11 protein-coding genes, 1 pseudogene and 1 CRISPR repeat array (1 of these 13 cut by a window edge) are annotated in these 15,149 nt (G+C 59.5%); of the genes and pseudogenes, 5 read left to right on the forward strand and 7 right to left on the reverse strand.

What is annotated here, in order from left to right:
- Positions 1-4 precede the first annotated feature (4 nt).
- Together NO889_RS00465 and NO889_RS00470 are read right to left on the reverse strand one after the other, a co-directional pair.
- On the reverse strand, positions 5-1,435 hold the full coding sequence (locus NO889_RS00465; RefSeq protein ID WP_256410625.1) for an extracellular solute-binding protein: 1,431 nt from the start codon (positions 1,433-1,435) through the stop codon (positions 5-7).
- Between the two features lie 135 nt (positions 1,436-1,570).
- A complete protein-coding gene (locus NO889_RS00470) occupies positions 1,571-2,629 on the reverse strand; it encodes a TrmB family transcriptional regulator (protein ID WP_256410291.1) in 1,059 nt (352 codons plus the stop codon).
- Between the two features lie 132 nt (positions 2,630-2,761).
- Here NO889_RS00470 and NO889_RS00475 point away from each other — a divergent pair, with 132 nt between their 5' ends.
- On the forward strand, positions 2,762-3,976 hold the full coding sequence (locus NO889_RS00475) for a Gfo/Idh/MocA family protein (protein WP_256410292.1): 1,215 nt from the start codon (positions 2,762-2,764) through the stop codon (positions 3,974-3,976).
- 49 nt (positions 3,977-4,025) lie between these two features.
- On the opposite strand, the gene NO889_RS00480 is transcribed toward NO889_RS00475, so the two are convergent.
- Positions 4,026-5,060 (reverse strand): Gfo/Idh/MocA family protein, encoded by a 1,035-nt coding sequence (locus NO889_RS00480; RefSeq protein WP_256410293.1) that lies wholly within the window; start codon positions 5,058-5,060, stop codon positions 4,026-4,028.
- A 164-nt stretch (positions 5,061-5,224) separates the two neighbouring features.
- Between NO889_RS00480 and NO889_RS00485 the strand changes: the two genes are divergently transcribed.
- Entirely contained in the window at positions 5,225-6,028 is an 804-nt protein-coding gene (locus NO889_RS00485) for a DUF8054 domain-containing protein (RefSeq protein WP_256410294.1), read from the forward strand.
- Positions 6,029-6,041: 13 nt separating this feature from the next.
- Here NO889_RS00485 and NO889_RS00490 read toward each other — a convergent pair whose 3' ends face one another.
- A complete protein-coding gene (locus NO889_RS00490) occupies positions 6,042-7,463 on the reverse strand; it encodes a sulfatase family protein (RefSeq protein ID WP_256410295.1) in 1,422 nt (473 codons plus the stop codon).
- Positions 7,464-7,808: 345 nt separating this feature from the next.
- Complete coding sequence (locus NO889_RS00495) at positions 7,809-9,068, reverse strand: aminotransferase class V-fold PLP-dependent enzyme (RefSeq protein WP_256410296.1); 1,260 nt, start codon at positions 9,066-9,068, stop codon at positions 7,809-7,811.
- A 221-nt stretch (positions 9,069-9,289) separates the two neighbouring features.
- Between NO889_RS00495 and NO889_RS00500 the strand changes: the two genes are divergently transcribed.
- Positions 9,290-10,009, forward strand: coding sequence for a glutamine amidotransferase (locus NO889_RS00500; RefSeq protein ID WP_256410297.1), 720 nt, complete (start codon positions 9,290-9,292; stop codon positions 10,007-10,009).
- 97 nt (positions 10,010-10,106) lie between these two features.
- Positions 10,107-10,328 (forward strand): hypothetical protein, encoded by a 222-nt coding sequence (locus NO889_RS00505; RefSeq protein WP_256410298.1) that lies wholly within the window; start codon positions 10,107-10,109, stop codon positions 10,326-10,328.
- 303 nt (positions 10,329-10,631) lie between these two features.
- Here the strand turns inward: NO889_RS00505 and NO889_RS16480 are convergent.
- A pseudogene (locus NO889_RS16480) lies at positions 10,632-11,440 on the reverse strand (DUF4268 domain-containing protein).
- Between the two features lie 225 nt (positions 11,441-11,665).
- Positions 11,666-11,866: a hypothetical protein gene (locus tag NO889_RS00515; RefSeq protein ID WP_256410639.1), complete on the reverse strand. Its 201-nt coding sequence runs from the start codon at positions 11,864-11,866 to the stop codon at positions 11,666-11,668.
- Here NO889_RS00515 and NO889_RS00520 point away from each other — a divergent pair.
- Positions 11,786-13,015 carry a Cdc6/Cdc18 family protein gene (locus tag NO889_RS00520; RefSeq protein ID WP_256410626.1) on the forward strand — a complete coding sequence of 410 codons (1,230 nt, stop codon included), beginning with the start codon at positions 11,786-11,788 and terminating at the stop codon, positions 13,013-13,015. The two genes, NO889_RS00515 and NO889_RS00520, sit on opposite strands and share 81 nt — an antisense overlap.
- Before the next feature lie 125 nt (positions 13,016-13,140).
- A CRISPR array of direct repeats spans positions 13,141-15,149; the repeat unit is 37 nt; unit sequence GTTTCAATCCCGTGCTGGGTTTTCAGGCTGTCTCGAC (it continues 301 nt past the right edge of the window).

Consider the following 15,149-nt stretch of genomic DNA (forward strand, 5'->3'; position numbering starts at 1 on the left):
GTGATCAGACACTCTGTTCGATACTATCGAGCGATTCTTCGAGGTCCGACATCGCCTCTTCGGGGGATTTCTGCTGGTTGTACGTCGAGTTCACTTCGCCGGATATCTCGGAGGACTGCTGGGGCCAGACTGCGGTCGCGGGACGGGGTATCGCGTTCTCACCGACGACGCGAAGCGTGTCGACGTATCGACCGATGACCGGGATGTCCTGTGCCCCGTCAGATGCGAGGACTTGTGCCTTCGGGGGTATCTGGCCGACCGCGTCGAAGATCCCGTTGAGGAGAACGTTGTCGGCCGTCATCGCGGCCATGACCTCCGCCGCGGCTTCCTTCTTTTCGGAGTACGGGTTCATTGCGAGGTGCCAACCACCGAGTGCGCCGACGGGACCGCCACGACCCTCGTAGGTGGCTTCCTCGGACGTGACGGCGTAGGGAATGGGCATGACGCCGAGATCCTCCCCGAAGTTCTCGTCCGAGGCTGCCTCCTGAATGAACGACGGCCAGTTTCGGTTGGCGACAGCGTTGCCGGACAGGAACGGGTCGAGTGAGGTCTGTTCGGTCATTTGAACCACGGATTCGGGTGAAATCGGGCCCTCGTATCCGTCGAGGGAGTGTTCGTCGTCCTGGCCGTGGATGAACGTCCGAATCATCCGAATCGAATCGAGAACTGGCTGTTCGTTGACCGTAATGTCGCGTTCCCCGATGGGACCCAGCAGATCGCCACCGAAGTACGCACCACCCCACGAGGAGATGAACTCATTGAAATTACAACAGGACAGGCCCTCGTAGTCGTTTGCTTGGAAGGTATAGCCCATGTCCAGGTCGTCGTTTTCGTCCAGAACGTCCGAGATCACCTGGGAGAATTCCTGCCAGGTTATCGACTCCGTCGCCCAGTTCTCACCCTCCGGATCGTAGCCTGCGTCCTCGACGAGGTCTTTTCGATACATCATCGCCGGGAGGCCGACCCACATCGGGAGGGCGTTCAACACGCCGTCGTCGTCGACGGCCGTCAGCAGTGCGTTGTCGAAGTACTCGTCGTGGATGGAGTCGACGAGATCACTCGAAAGGTGATCCTCGAGATTCTCGGTTTGGCCCCGAACGATAAACGGCACCGTCCATCCCGAGTCCAAGTTGAGCAGGTCGGGCTCGCTCCGCTCGGAGTTCAGCCACTGTGTGTACTGGTCCTGGCGGTCGTCCGTGACGTTCGAGCCTGCGATGATGTCGAGTTCGATGTGGTCGGGAAGACCCGCCTCTCGCATCTCCTCCGTGAACACGTCGATCTGTTCGGCGAGACGGGGGTCGGCAGCCCACTGGACGGTTACCGTGTCCTGGCTGCCGCCGTTGTCCGTCGTCCCACCCGTGTCGCCGTCTCCAGAGTCTCCGTCTCCACTACAACCAGCGAGCGCAACGACCCCCGTCGCGCCTGCCGTCTCGATGAATCGACGCCGATCGACGGACTGGCCTGATTTATCATGGTCTTTCATGGCGTAACACGAAGAGGGAGTTTTTCGCCACTGCGTATAAATGATGTTACAATATCCGTTGTAACTCCAGAATGCTTTATATGAGGATTATGCTGAATCTTCGATCGTGATCAACGTTGCTCGGATGTCCTCGACGACCGCTCCGAATCCACCAACGTCGTACGTTCCGTCCTCAGTCTCGACGACGATCGTCACCTCTCTCGATTCGTATATCGAGGAATCGGAGTCGGGATCGGGAACGACATCGATTATCTGTCCCTCGATCGTCGTTTCCGATCCGGTCCCCGTTTCGTAGCCGTTGATCGTCGCGATCAATCGTTCCCCGGATTCAAGATGGGGAATGAGTTCCGTGAGACAGCTTCTGATGTCGGTGAACTTCTTGGGAAAGGTCTCGCTTCGGTCCGAGTACACGACGTCCCACCGTCCCCACAGCGAGTCCTGAAAGTACCTGAACAGCATCGAAGACAGCGCCTGATCCTGGACGAACATGCCGTAGCCGCGCCCCCGTCTGGGCACGCCGAAGTAGGATCTGTTCGCGTCAACCAGGGTGAGAAACGGTGATGAGCTGTGTCTGTATCGGACTTCGGAGGCGGCGTCCTTCAGATAGGGCTCCAGATCGTCGATATCCGTATTCGAGCTCTGCTCCAGGTGGATGGAAAGCTGAACGACGATGCCGTTTTGTTTCGCCGCCATCAGTGCGGACTTCAACTGGAGGAACTCGGACCCGTTCGCGGCAATAGTGACGCTGTCGTTGGCTCGTTGGATGCCGTCGATCGCGTTCCTCACCACCTGCTTGAAATCGTTGAAGATCTCGATGTGGTGTTCCCCGATCGGCGGCTGTTCCCAGACGCTGTCGATCTTCTCCGCGGCGGCAGCGTACCGCTCCGATTTCGTTTCGAGTTCATCGACGAGCGTGTCCGGATCGACGACCCGTGCTCTGAGGCTGTCCTCCTCGTAAGTCTCGATAAACCCTTTTTCGTCGAGGCTCCGGAGGACATCGTAGATCCGCGGCTGGGGGACAACACAGTTTTCGACGATCTCGGACACCGAAGCGTCGCCTAACTTGAGGAGTGCGAGGAAGGTCTTCGCCTGATAGGGGGAGAGCTCGGCGTCTTCAAGGACCCCGCGGACTTCCTCTAATCTCATAGTACTGACTCTCTAGGTTCCCCTCCATGTTAAGGATCGCCATGATGTCCCTCGGTACTCTCGACGCACTGCCGTGACGTCCGGGCAGGTGATCCCGCCATAATATTAGTGAGCGGGATCACACTGGCGGTCATGAACAAGGACCAATTCGGGCTCGGAATAGTCGGAGCGGGATTCATCACCCAGGAATCGCACGCTCCGAGCGTGGAGTACCTCCCCGGCGTCCACGTCGCCGGCATTCAGAACAGGACCCTGGAGACGGCCGCGGAACTCGCCGACACGTGCCGAGACGAAGGATGGGGTGACCCGAGCGTCTACGGTGAGGGAGAAATAGACGCGCTGGTCGCGGATCCCGATGTCGACGGCCTGTGGATCACCACACCGAACTTCGTGCGCCAAGATTCCGTCGAGGCGGCGGTCAGGGCAGTCGACGACGGGGGCGATCTGGCCGGCATCGCCATTGAGAAACCGCTCGCGCGCACGCTCTCTGAGGCCGACGCAATTGTACAGCGAATCGAGGACGCCGGACTCGCCCATGCGTACCTCGAGAACTGGGTCCACGAGCCACGGCTCCGGGAACTCAGATCACTCCTCTGGGAGCGGGGTCGCGGGGCTGGTCGGCCGTATATCGCACGCGCACGGGCGGAACACGGCGGTCCACACTCAGCGTGGTTCTGGAACGGCGAGAAGCAGGGTGGAGGCGTCCTCACGGACATGCTCAGTCACGCCCTGTCCACGAACGAGCGGTTGCTCACCGATCCCGAGGGGGGGGACTTGGAGGCGGTGTCGGTCTCTGCGGACGCCGAGACCCTGAAGTGGAATCACGGTGACTTTGCCGATGAACTGGAGGCGGAGTTCGGCGTCGACTTGAGGGAGAATCCCGTCGACGACTACGCTCGCGCGACGGTCCAGTACGAGGATTCCTCGGGTCGAACGATCGTCTCCGAAGCGACTGGTTCGTGGTGTTACGTCGGTGCGGGTGTCAACCGCTCGATCGAACTCCTCGGCCCGGAGTACTCGGGCCAGGTTGTTTCGAATGGCTCCGAATCGAGCGTATTCTTTTCGGATGCCCTCTCCGGAGGCGAAGGGTGGGCCGAGAAACAGAACGCGACGAGCGGACGGATGCCCCTAGCTGCAGCGGACGTCGTCCTGGGCGGCTACGTCGCGGAGAACCGCGATGCCGTCGACGCGTTCCGTCGGGGCGAGAACGCGACGCTCGATTTACGGCACGGTCGTGACATCCTCCGGCTGTGTCTGGCAGCATACAAGTCTGCCGAGACGGAGGCCACGGTAGACCCTCGGAACGCCGATCTCGAAGGATACACACCCCCACCCGCACGGCGCTGAAGACGGTCGAAACCGAACCCTCGTTTCACAACCAAGTTCGGTCGGTCTGCTAGTCTTTCAACTCGAGGCGCCGACCCTCTGCCGCACTCGCCCTGGCTGTGTCGACGATACGGTGTGCCTCACGACAGAAGACCGGGTCCAGTGGTCCCTCCGGTCCACTGCCGTTCTCGAAGCAGTGCGCGAGGTAGTGGGCGAGGTCCCGGTAGTGCGGTTCCAGGTCGTCGGGTGCGATCGCGTATCCCTCGGGTTCGTCCGCGGTGGTGACTCGTATTCTGTGCTCCCTGTCACGGTTACTGATCGATCCCTCGGTACCGACGATGTCGTATCCCTTAGCTGGCATCGGCTGAACCTCCCAAGGATTCGTTAGCATCCGCCACGTCGTCTGAAGGGTTGAGAGACCCTCGTCGTAACGACAAATCGTCGCGCTCTGGACGTTGACATCCTCGTTCGGTGGCGTGTACGACTCCGCGGTGACGCTCTCGGGGAGTTCACCGCCCCGGAACCACGTCGAAAACGTCGACCCGTAGCCGAGATAATCGAGCATCGCACCGCCGCCTTCCTCGGGATCGTAGAACCAGCTGTCGCCCGGCGGTGCGCCGGCGTTTCCACCGTAGTACTGGATCTCGACGACGTCACCGATAGTGCCGTCATCCACGAGACGTTTGAGCGTGTGTCGTTCTGGATCCCAGGCGGCCGGCCAGTTGATGAACAAGCGCCCGTCGCGGCCGGCCATCGCATCGATCATCCGGTCAGCCTGGTCGAGCGTGACAGCGAGTGGCTTCTCGATCACGACATGGGTATCGTACGGTGCCACGCGCTCAACGAAGTCGGCGTGCTCTGCGTTCCGTGGGCACCCCATCACAACGTCGGGATCGGTTTCCTCAAGTGCCCGATCAAGGTCGTCGTAGACGACGTCCGCGGACAACGACAGCGATGATGCGGCCTCGTCGATGGACCCTGTTGACGTCGACGGGTCCTCATCGCACACGCCGACGACCGCGAAGTCGGGGTGGTTCCGGAACCATCCGAGGTTTGTGTTCATGTGCATCTGGTCGAAGTTCGCGCCGAGGCAGTGCCAGACCATACGTTAGAACCTCCTTGGCGGATTGGAGACGCCGTCCGATACCGATGACTGTTCAACGATTCGTTGGCCGTATCTACTGTTAGGTACCATCATTGTCGGGTTTTTCGTCGTATTCGTTTTTCTTCGCCGAAGGATTCAACACGCCTACCTCTGATGTGACCGGTATGTACTCCCCCCTCGGCCGCCTCCGTCGACCCGAATTCACGGGTGACCGACGGTGCTGGCCGTGTACCGTGGTCAATGGTATACTGATCGGACTCCTCGTCGGCGGCGTCGCACTCGTGACCCCCCTGGGGGCGACACTCCTCGCTGTCGTCGGCTGTCTCGGTATCTGGCTTCGGGGTTACTTGGTGCCCTACACGCCCCGGTTTGCCCCGTATCTCGTGAAGCCACTGCCTTGGGATCCCTTCCACGCAACTCCGGGGAGTGATTCCCTCGCCGCGGCGGAGGACGCAGACGGAGCAGCGGTCATGGAAGCACTCGCCGAGGCGGACGTCGTTCGGTTGACGCCGGAGTCGCTTGAGCTCGACAACTCCTTCTACGAGGCGTGGCAAGCCGAAATGGAGCGCCTTGCCGCCGTCGGTAACGAGAAACTCGCCGACACGACCGTCAGCGTGAGTCCGGCAACGGCTGCCGTCGACGTTCATCGTTCGGGGGAGCAAACGTACATCGTCTTGTCGGACGGGTCCACGTCGATAGCGGGTGAGACATGGCTGCGACGGCCGGTGGCTGTCGTCGAAACCGCAGCGGCGCACACGCTCGCCGAGTGGGGTGTCGACTCGGCGGTGCGTCCGTTCGCTGCCCACGCCCTCGGATTGTTTCTGGATACCTGCCCCGAGTGCGGGGGTGACGTGACAGAGCGGCCGGCCTCTGGCTGCTGTGGTCCGCCCGAACGGGGTCCCAGTGGTGAACTCCTGCAGGCCCGGATGTGTGAATCCTGCCACGTCCGGTACCACGTCTTCGAGTGATCGCATCTATCGATTACTCCCGGAGGACTTTCTGTGACCACATCGAGATCATGTCGTCGGTCTCCTCCATCCACTGTGCTAGCTCATTCTGGAGGCGTTCTCTCGTCTTCTGGTACTGGGGATTGTCGATGACGTTCAACAGTTCGTCCGGGTCGCGTTCTAGGTCGTACAATTCGTCTTTATCGGGCGGGTTGTAGACGTACTTGTAGCGGTCCGTTCTGATCATTCGTTGTGAGTACAGGCCGAACTCGTCGCCGTGGTACTCCGCGAACAGTGAGGTCGGCCAGTCCGCCGGTTTTTCACCACGGAGGAGCGGGAGGAGGCTTCGCCCGTCGATACCTTCGGGCGGTTCGAGTCCAGCTATCTCCAAAAACGTCGGCATCAAGTCGAGGAGGCGGACGAACTCCTCACACGTCGATTCGGGTTCGACGACGTCGGGCCACCGCACGATCAGCGGGACGTGGTAGGTGTCTTCGTACATCATCGGACCCTTGTTGAATTGCCGGTGGCTCCCGGTCATGTCTCCGTGGTCGGCCCCGTGGATGACGACGGAATCGAGGCCGAGTCGGTCGATCGTATCGAGGATCCGACCGATCTGGTCGTCGATGAACGTAACGAAGCCGAAGTACTTCGCGATCGCCTCGCGCCATTCCGCCTCACTGAGGTCTTCGACGCCGCGATACCCGAGGTAGGCCTCGTGAACCGCTGGCTTGTTTCCATAGGGGTCCTGGAACGAGTCCCAGAGGTCTATTTCGTCGGGATCGTACAGTGACGCATACGGTTCCGGGACCGTGTAGGGGTGGTGTGGTCCGGGAAAATCAGTCCGGTGGAAACACGATCCGTCCCCTTCGGCCCACTCCTCAAGGCGTTCGATGGTCTTCTCGGCGAGGTAATACGTGCGGGTGGCCTCCGGAGGAATCGGTGTCTTGGCCGCGATGAGGGTTGGATCCCGGTTCGACGTGAATATCGTCTCTTCCAGACTGATATCGTCGGGGTCAATACTCTGTTTTTTCTGATACTCTCTGAAATCCGTGTTCGCGGCGTCGTGGTGGCCGTCCCCCCCGCCCAGATACTGGAAGCCGAACTCCTCGGGACGTTGATTCCGACCGACGTGCCACTTACCGAGATAAGAGTTGTCGTAGCCCGCGTCTGCGAGCATCTCGCCGAACGTCGGGATCTCCTCCGGGAAGTCGGTCCGAATCGCGTCCGGCTCGTGACAGTTATTCATCATGCCGTGATTGTGGGGATACAAGCCTGAGAGCAGCGACCCACGCGCAGCCGTACAGATACTGATCGGTGTGTACGCTCGCTCGAAGTACATCCCCCCGTTGGCAAGGCGATCGATGTTTGGAGTGTCGACATCCGGACCGTCAGGATGCGTGACGTCGAAACGTTCCTGGTCAGTGAGCAAAAGCAGGATGTTCGGATCGCTCATAAATTGATATGTAATTATTTTTTGGCGTATAATTATACCTTATTACCACGAACATTGTATACTGGAGGGGCTTTTTGAATCGTCGGTCGACCGATCCGTCCGCCGACACGTGAAACCGTCCTGACGGACCACGTTCGGTGGCGTCGGTCGTGGGCGTGACAGCCGATTCGGCACGATCCAACTCGTAGATGGCGACCGGCTCGTGGCTGAGATCTGGCAGCCCACGTCTTCAGGCGCGAGGCGAGGTCCGAGCGAAGCGTCCTGCCGAATGCCTCGTTTCGCCTCCGAACGGAAGGCGATCCGTTTCCCTGTGACCTGCTGCCTTCGGCGGCTATCGGACGGCTCTCAACCGTTCTGTTCGTCGACGTCGGGACCGCCGTCAGTCACTGCCGCGCTGTCGCCACGGACGTTCGCACGGATTCGGTCGACCACATAGTCGACCTCCTTCGCCGAAAGGCACATCGGGTTGACGGTAAACCGTTGGTCCGCGAGGTCGTCGGCCCCAACGAACACGCGCGGTTTCTCCTGTTTGAGCGCCAGCAGGAGTTCGGCGGTCGTCACGGGGGCAAGGGACTCGTCAACGTCGACGATGACGGTCGGCGTGACTGACTTCTTACTATCGTCGATCGATGTCGAGAGCACGTCAACCTCACCCAGCGCCGCGGCGATGCTGTCGGCCCGTCGACGCCACTTGGTTCGAGTCGCTTCGTGATCCTCCTCAATGAACAGGTCTAACGCGGTCAGTAGACCGACGAGCTCCTCCTTACCGACCTTGAGCGGCCGCCCGATACCCTGCTCGGGGACACCATCGATCTTGTTGGTATCGACGAGTCGCTCGGGGGGATCCCAGATCTCGGGGGCGGCGTGCATGTCGAGGTGTTGGAAGGCAACCGATTCGATGAGATCACGGCGCCCGGCAAGAAAACCGGTCGACTGGGGACCACGGACCGCCTTACCGCCACTAAACGCCACTAGATCGGCACCTTGCTCCGTGAACCACGAGAGATTCTCGATCGGCGGGAGTTCCGCCGCAGCGTCGACGATGACCGGGACGTCGTGATCGTGTGCGATCTCACAGACCTTGGCCAGGTTTGGCGTGGCGTAGTCCTTGTAAATATGGGCGACGGCGACGGTTTCTTCGCCTATCGCGTTGGCGTACTCCCAGGGCTCGACGTCGCTGGATCCCGTGCCGATACGTCGATCATTACTCCCGATATCACTGATCGTGGCACCGGAACCTCGGATCGCGTGGTCGTAACCGGTGCGGTGGGTCCGGGGCATCACGACCTCGCTTGGGATATCCTTCGTGTCCGGTAGCTGTGACATGACCCCTGGATCCGAACCGGCGATACAAGCGGCAGTCCCGAGGAGAAGCGCGCTCGCCGCACCGTTGGTCACGTAGCCAGCCTCGGCGCCGGTGGCATCAGCGATCCGATCGCTTGCGGCTGCTTGTAGATCAGAGAGTCGGACGAAAGACTCGGCTGCCTGATTCATCGCCTGAAGCGCCTCCTTACGGATCAGACTCCCACCGATTCTAGTCTTGGTCCCGGACGCGTTCACAACCGTCGGGACACCGAGTTCGTCATAGACATCGTTGTTACTCATGGACGAGACAACGATGAGTACTGATAAAAAATATGGGACGGGGGAAAGTCGGGATGGGCCGAACGGTCACTCTACCGTTCACTCTGCGATCGTTCGTACCACACCCCTACCGTGTTCTGCCGCTCCCGATCTGGAAACGATCGTCTAACTTGCCTGAGAGAGTATAGCAATTTACAAGTTCTAGTCGCTTCAATGGCTGACCTGAAAAATCGAGGCTAACGATGGACGTTTTACTCGCCGGGGAGTCCTGGCACGAAGTCACCATGGAGGTCAAAGCAAGGGACGTGACGACGTCGAGCACGTACACGGAAGCAGGTGAGTATCTTATCGCCGCACTCGAGGCTACCGGCGCAGACGTAACCTACCAACCCAGCCACGTTGCTGCTCAGGAGTTTCCCTCGACGCAGTCGGAGCTCGACAAGTTCGACGTGGTGATTCTGAGCGATATCGGCTCCAGATCGCTTCTTCTTACGCCTGCCGTGGCCGCCGGCAAACCGGAACCCAATCGACTGCAAGTACTTGCCGAGTACGTCGCCGACGGCGGTGCCGTCGGCATGATCGGTGGCTACATGAGCTACGCCGGCGAGCAGGGACAGGCCGGCTACGACAAGACACCGCTTGCGGATGTGCTCCCAGTAGAGATCGCTCATCACGACGATCGGATCGAACGCCCGGCTGGCGTCCACCCCCAAAATTGCGGAATCGAAGGGTTGCCCGAAGAGTGGCCGGCCGTACTGGGGTATAACAGGTTTACCGCAGACGACGAGGCGGACGTCCTCGCGACGGTCGACAACGACCCGCTCCTCGTAGTCGGCAATTACGGGGAAGGTAGTGCCTTTGCATTTGCGACCGACTGTGCGGAACACTGGGCCCCGAAGCCATTTCTCGAGTGGTCGTACCTTCCGGACATGTGGAGCGCCGTGTTGACACGTATAGAATGAACCGACGATTGGCACGCGACAGCCAGAAAGAGAGTGGGTTCTCACGCCGTTGATCGGGTAACGGTGCCCCGTACTCGGAAATGTCGACGGTCCCGGCATGTTCAACGGCGTGATCACGCTCTTCACCGTAGCGCCCAACGAGTTCGCCGTGGAAGCGATCGGCGAGGATCATTTCGGTGGGTTCCCAGGGCTGGCTGATTCCCTCACCAGTAAGTCGCTCGCGCCGTTCGCCCTCTTGAACGGAATCGAATTCGTCAATTCAATAGCTTCACCTCGGACGTACGCGGATCGCAGGAGGGCTTCGATCCGCGTTCCGTAAAATAAGGAAATCAGGAGTGGTTGGACCTGATCGTTTCGGGCCACCTATACGTTGGGAGTCGTGGTTCGATAGCGGACTACGAGACATCCTTCGTCCTCACAGGCCCGACTGTGGAGATCAGCACATCGACACGCAGATTGACATCCTCCACATGGGTAGTGAACGGTTTCAGAGGGAGAAATTCGATTGCGCGGCAGAGCTTGGTTACTCCGAATAGAACCGAGGGAGGGGGGTGCGTCCGACAAGACGGTGAGAATGGGAGGTGCCTACACAGCGAGGTCGTTACACCAGTAGAAGCGGCGATCAGTTGGATCCGAGAGCGGAGGGACGCCGTTCGGACTCCTCTTGGAATCCGTCCATCGCATCCACCCCCCAACTCGATCAGGTAGTTTCGCTGGTCCGCAGTCGATTCGGTAATCGTTCCCCTCTAAATTCGTCTCAATAGTAGAGATGTAGAACTCGACAGAGAACTCCGGTCCCTGATGGAATACCCATCCAAATCTGTCTCCTCGAATGCCGGCACTGAACGTCAGATGGTTCCGAGTCCGGGCTTGAGTGTGTATCAGTTCGGGCGTCTCTGCGAGTACGCCTCGACCATCTCGGCGAAGAACTGACGGTAGCTATGTTTGGAGTCGGAAAGAGACTCGTTACTCGCCTCTCGTTCCCATTCGTTGGGCTCAACGCCAATCTCGAACCCACGCTTCTCGGAGCCCTCGATACTCACGACGCGGGGTCTGATCGCGAAGAACTTCGCCCCTTTCAGTCCAGTCTCACTCAACCATTCGAGGACGCTCCGGTGTTCCGGCCGGAACTCCTCGGCGAGCCACATCGTGAATCCGGCGTTCTTTCCCGAGGAGTACGTCAGGAGCTTACCCGAGTGATCGTGGTCCGTTCGATTGTATTGGTTCTCGATAACGACGGTCTCCCCAGTGTTCATCTCGCGTGCGACGATGTATCGGCGAGAAGTCGCCGACGGCTTCCTCCGCCCGTGCGTCCTCGATCTCTATCCCCAACTCGGACGCGAGCAGGTCGATGTTCTCTGTCAACCATCTCGTGAAATCCCGCTCTTCGTTTTCCCACACCGAGCGGAGGTCGTGCTCTTGGAGCGTAATCCGTTGAGGTTCGTTGCCGGACGCACCCCCTGCCCCAGGAGAGATTGGTGCGGAGCCGAAGAACATGACCACTGGTCCAGATGTAGAGGCTGTTCTGGGATCGTGTCTCGTTGATGGAGAACTGGATTCGCAGTCGGATGTCTCGACGATTTGCTGGACGCACCCCCCTCTGCCCCCGTCTTCCAGCCAAAGTGTAGTAGAACACAAGAGAACCACGGACGGTTTTTAGGACGCTATCCCGTATAGAAGACAGGAAGACATGTAGGACACAGGGGATTTATATACAATACCAGAAAACGGGAGCGTATGAAGGCGTTCGGCGACGAGGACACGATCTTCGAGGACATGGACGTCCTCAACCCCAACGAGCAGACGTATCAGCCCGAGTCGCTGCCGGAGCGCGAGGTCGAACTCGATCAGATCCACTCTGCCCTCCGTCCGGCGACGATGGGCTCGACGCCACTCAACCTGATCGTATACGGTCAATCCGGGCAGGGGAAGACCGTCGGAATCCGTCTCAAGACCGACCAGCTCCAGGAATATGCTGACGACTCCGAGATGGACCTCACCGTGGTTCACATTCGTTGTAAGGGCATGGACGGCTCCTACCACGTCCTGACGCATCTCGTCAAGCGGCTCCGTGAGAAGCGATTCGGCCCCGGTGAGGAGCTCCCGAGCGGTCACCAGCGGAAGACCCTCCTCAACATGGTGATCGGGAACCTGGAGCAGGTCGGCGGAACGGTCATCGTCGTCCTCGACGAGATCGACGCCATCGGCGACGACGACTACATCCTCTACGAGCTCCCGCGGTCGAATCCGGACGGCGTCCGCCTCTCACTCATCGGGATCACGAACGATCTCCAGTTCCGCGAGAACCTCGACGCCGACGTCCGGTCGAGTCTCGGCGAGGATGAGGTTCGTTTCGAACCGTACGACGCTGATCAGCTCCGCAATATCCTCGCACGGCGTGCCGTCGGTGCCCTCCGGGACACGTATTTCCAGGACGACATCGAGGACTACCAGCATCTCCGAAGTGAGATCCTGAGCGACGATACGATCCCGCTTGCTGCGGCGTTAGGCGCACAGGATACGGGAGACGCTCGCGAGGCGATCCGTCTGCTGTTCCGTGCAACCCGGTTTGCCGACGATAGGGGTGAGACGACCGTCACAGAGGAGCACGTGCGTGAAGCACGTGACTTCCTCGAGACGAAGGCCATCGAGTCAGGGATTCAGACACTCCCGAATCAACGAATGCTCGCGCTCATGGCGGTTACGTATCACGGAATACACGACGACACACCCGTGACGACGACGCCGATCTACACCCAGTACAAGACCTTCTGTGAGCACGTGGAGGTGAACGTCCTCTCGAACCGCCGGTTCCGTGACCGGCTCAACGATCTCGCCGATACGAACGTGCTCAATAAGCGGCAGGGTCGGGGTCGTGGCGACGAGAATCAGTACTCGCTTGCGGTCGATCTTGATACGGCGCTCGAGAACCTCCCGAAGGAATCGGAGCGGCTCGGGGTCGTTGCAAAGGTTCTTCGAGAACAGGGCGGTGTTACAGATAACTGATCCCCAGACGCCACCCCAACAAGTGAGCAACAGCAGGCGACCATTGAGCAGAGTTTCAATCCCATGCTGGGGTTTTCAGGCTGTCTCGACGCTAACTGAAGGAACGCCGGAAGTGATCTGATAAGGTTTCAATCCCGTGCTGGGTTTTCAGGCTGTCTCGACATGACGCTCGGCGACGTCGCCCGGAGCGCCGTCGAGTTTCAATCCCGTGCTGGGTTTTCAGGCTGTCTCGACACCGGAGTTGACACATCATGAACGACGAGCAACAGCAGGTTTCAATCCCGTGCTGGGTTTTCAGGCTGTCTCGACTTGACCCGAGATGGATATCTGTAACTGAATCTTTTAGTTTCAATCCCGTGCTGGGTTTTCAGGCTGTCTCGACAGCGGTCCGCCACCAGTCGACGTGACAGAGCCCACAGTTTCAATCCCGTGCTGGGTTTTCAGGCTGTCTCGACTGATGTTCATCCGCCGCCAAACGTGATGAAGGAGGTTTCAATCCCGTGCTGGGTTTTCAGGCTGTCTCGACGCGATCGACGACGAACTCGACACGTCGTTCGCGAAAGTTTCAATCCCGTGCTGGGTTTTCAGGCTGTCTCGACCTCCGGTCGAAACAGCCACGCCGCCGTCAACAAGTTTCAATCCCGTGCTGGGTTTTCAGGCTGTCTCGACTGCTTTGGAACGTTGGGTTGTCGATGGCCTTATCGTTTCAATCCCGTGCTGGGTTTTCAGGCTGTCTCGACAGCCGCCGATCGTCGCGTACGTCTCTCCCTGCGGTGAGTTTCAATCCCGTGCTGGGTTTTCAGGCTGTCTCGACCCGAACCCGAGTTCGGGCTGGAGGACCCCGACGTGTCGTTTCAATCCCGTGCTGGGTTTTCAGGCTGTCTCGACGCATCGCCGACCGAGGCAGCCGGGGCATCGTGCTGGTTTCAATCCCGTGCTGGGTTTTCAGGCTGTCTCGACGGACGCGGTCGTCGCCCGCCGTCTGCCACACTTCGTTTCAATCCCGTGCTGGGTTTTCAGGCTGTCTCGACCGACCCGCGAGAGAACGCGATCGACGTGTACGCCGCGTTTCAATCCCGTGCTGGGTTTTCAGGCTGTCTCGACCTTCGAGACGCGACTCGGGCGGTGCCGCCGCGTCCCGGTTTCAATCCCGTGCTGGGTTTTCAGGCTGTCTCGACCCGCGGTCATGGCGCGACCCTGACGCCGACGACGAGTTTCAATCCCGTGCTGGGTTTTCAGGCTGTCTCGACCGGCGGTGGATCGAACGGCAGGGCGTTCGTGAAACCGTTTCAATCCCGTGCTGGGTTTTCAGGCTGTCTCGACTCCCACGCCGTCCCACCGTATCCCACGGAAGGCTTTGTTTCAATCCCGTGCTGGGTTTTCAGGCTGTCTCGACGTCGTCTCGTCGCCGCCCCAGTTGATCGCAGGCAGTTTCAATCCCGTGCTGGGTTTTCAGGCTGTCTCGACCGCGTCACGACCGCCCCCAATACATGACTGAAAAGTTTCAATCCCGTGCTGGGTTTTCAGGCTGTCTCGACCTCGCTGGCGAAATCGTCGACTGGATGAGCCAAGAGTTTCAATCCCGTGCTGGGTTTTCAGGCTGTCTCGACGTGCCCGCGGTGTGGCAACGATACGGCCACGAACTCGTTTCAATCCCGTGCTGGGTTTTCAGGCTGTCTCGACATAGACGAATGACCCATATGTGTTTTCACTACCGAGTCGTTTCAATCCCGTGCTGGGTTTTCAGGCTGTCTCGACGATATCCCAGCGTGTCGAATATCAACCCGATAGTATTGTTTCAATCCCGTGCTGGGTTTTCAGGCTGTCTCGACCACCACGGAACCCATAGCCACGATTAGGATGAAGAAGTTTCAATCCCGTGCTGGGTTTTCAGGCTGTCTCGACCGGAAACGACGCTACCGCCGTCCCATTCGTTAATCGTGTTTCAATCCCGTGCTGGGTTTTCAGGCTGTCTCGACCGAACCCGAGTTCGGGCTGGAGGGCCCCGACGTGTCGTTTCAATCCCGTGCTGGGTTTTCAGGCTGTCTCGACCGCCCGCCGCGATCTGATATACGTCCCCGTTATAGTTTCAATCCCGTGCTGGGTTTTCAGGCTGTCTCGACACCCGGAACCC

This window comes from Halorubrum rubrum (assembly GCF_024494685.1).
GTDB classification, from domain to species: domain Archaea; phylum Halobacteriota; class Halobacteria; order Halobacteriales; family Haloferacaceae; genus Halorubrum; species Halorubrum rubrum.